The organism is Crocosphaera sp. Alani8 (assembly GCF_038442745.1).
Classification (GTDB): domain Bacteria; phylum Cyanobacteriota; class Cyanobacteriia; order Cyanobacteriales; family Microcystaceae; genus Crocosphaera.
This window is the reverse complement of the sequence record NZ_JARVCN010000410.1, coordinates 1-2,545: the sequence shown is the minus strand read 5'-3', so window position 1 is coordinate 2,545 and position 2,545 is coordinate 1. Positions and strand designations below refer to the sequence as shown.

Sequence of the window (2,545 nt, the reverse complement as noted above, 5' to 3'; positions counted from 1 at the left end):
AAGACATTATGAGCCACCAGGGGGGAAGGATAAAAAAGCCGAAATCCTCACACTGAGCTAATCTTAGCATAGAGAAGAGTCCGAAAAGAAATCTTCTCGGACTCTTTTAATTGTTCCCCATACAATTAACAACGAATTGTTGTTAGTTAAAATAAATGTACTATTTAATTGGACTGGCTTTTTCTGCGATCGCTCCTTTCCAATCCATCCCAACATCTTTGCCGCATCTCCGAGAATTGTGGCAATTAATCCCAATCTCACCCCTCGATTAATGATTGTTTGAATAAAAAGGAATTTTTAAAGTAAAAAAAACACCTTGTTTTGAATTGCTTACGGTTATTTGAGCATTCATTTTTTCTATCATTTCATGGGCAATATAAAGCCCTAATCCTATGCCTTTCGTTTCAGGTTTAGTCGTTACGAAAGGCTCAAATAAATGATTTTCAATACTTGGGTCAATCCCAAGTCCATTATCTTTAATCGAAACCCACCAGCAATTGAATTTTTTTTCTGTTTTTATGGCTAAATTAGGAACAAAATTACTTTTCTTTTTTTTAGCTTCATCTAATACGTCTAAAGCGTTTTCAATAATATTAAATAAAGGTATTTCTAAGGTATGTGGTATTTTTTTTATTTGGTCCAGTTCAGAAGAAAAGCAAGTTTTAATTTGACTAGCTAATAAGGGAGAAGAATGATACTTGATAACTGAGTTAAGAATAGCTTCAACAAATTCATTGGGACTCACTTCTACAAAAGTTATCTTTTGCTGAGAAGGAGACAATAAAATGAGTTTAAAAATCATTTCTAGTTTTCCCACTGGTTCTTGTAAACTTTTTACTAAATCCAGTATTTCTTCTTGATTTTCTTGAGCTTTTATTTTTGTTTGAGACTCATTTAGCATATCATTAACGGTAGCCAATCCATATTTTAATTGGTACAGAGGATTCTTAAATTGATGACAAAATCCAGCGGTCAATCGCCCTAAAAAAGCTAATTTTTCTTGTTTTATTAATTGATTTTGATTCCGTTTGATAATCTCTAGTGCTTCTGATAAAGCTGCTGTCCTCTGGTTTATTTTCGTTTCCAAATTCTCAATATGATCCCTAATTCTCGTTTGAAAAATATGAAAAATAGTAGTCAGTAAGAAAATACCGACACTACCATTGGTAGCGGCCACAGGCAACCACCATCCCCACTGAAATATCAAAAATTGAATTTCAGTTAAAATAATAATAGAAAATAAGCCCAATAATCCTACAGTAAGAATTAAATTAAAAGAAGGCTGTAAGATGGGAGAAAAAGAAATTTTCCAAACTATCAGACTAATAAGGAAACCCCACCCCAACACCCAAACTTTTTCTAATCCTTCAGACAAATATTTCAAAGTTGGTAAATCATCAAGAACCGTCCCTAAAATATATTCAGTAAAATTAGCTTGAATTTCTACCCCAAAAGCCTGACGAGGTGTTTTACCGTCAGCAACATAACTAAACGGATTATAAAATAAATCCCGCTTTTGAGAAGTAGTCCAGTAGCCAATTAAAACAATTTTATCTTTAAATAAATTAGCCGAAATGTGATTATTTTCAACATCAGAAAAAGAAACTTTGTGAAAACCCTGTAATGGTTTCCGCCAACGCATTAAAGTTTGATACCCTCCATCATCAACCCCAATATATCCCCCATTATTTCTATTAAAAATGGGAAATTCTACTTCCCCTAATTTTAACCGATTATTTTTGCCGTATTCAGCCACAATCCCTTCTGTTTCTAAATATTTTTGAGCCAACAATAACCCCAAACTTGGGATTGCTTCTTCTCCAGTTGTGGGGAATAGATTAGCCCTCCGAATTACTCCGTCATCGTCAACGATTACCGAAACGTCTCCAACTCTGTGAAGAACATTTTTTAAAGGGTACGGAGGAGAAATCTGAGAAAAAAAAGGGTCTCCTTTGATCCCTGTTAATTTAGCAATTCCATAGAGATTAGGAGTTTCTCTAAATACTTTTTTTAATTCTTCAGAACCTGGCGGCATGGGTAAATCCCTTATCAGATCCAGTCCAATAGCTCTTGGTTTTTGTTGAGCAATTATCTCTAGAGTTTTTGCTAAGGTGAGATCATTAGGAATGAACGCAGGAAACTTTTTAACATCTTCCTCTGTTATTGTCACAATAACTATACGCTCTTGAACCGATTTAGGGACTGTTTTTTGAGTAAATTGATCAAAAAAACTCATTTCTTGTGATTGCCATAATCCCGTGTAACGACACAATAAACAAATTAGAATGGTCACAATCCTAGTAAGATAAAAACCCCTATTTTTTCTTGACCATCTAGAAATCCTAAAGTTGGATAGGAGAAGACCATTATTCTGACTATATTCCCTCAAGCATTTTAAAATTCTAGAATTTTTCATCAGGCACAACAATTCCTACTTGCTTTAATAATTGTTTAAAGTCAGCTTCTGAGGATTTCCAAGCTGTTAGCAAAGCATCAAACCAAATCCCATTTTCTGCTGCTGATTTAGACGCATCTATTTCCTCTG

Annotated in this window: 1 protein-coding gene; it reads right to left on the bottom strand. The window is 34.1% G+C overall.

The window, feature by feature from the left end; genetic code table 11:
• Window positions 1-268: 268 nt before the first annotated feature.
• The gene (locus P9B04_RS20180) at window positions 269-2,293 is read right to left on the bottom strand and encodes a CHASE2 domain-containing protein (RefSeq protein ID WP_342056765.1); all 2,025 of its coding nucleotides are present in this window, start codon (window positions 2,291-2,293) and stop codon (window positions 269-271) included.
• Window positions 2,294-2,545 lie beyond the last annotated feature (252 nt).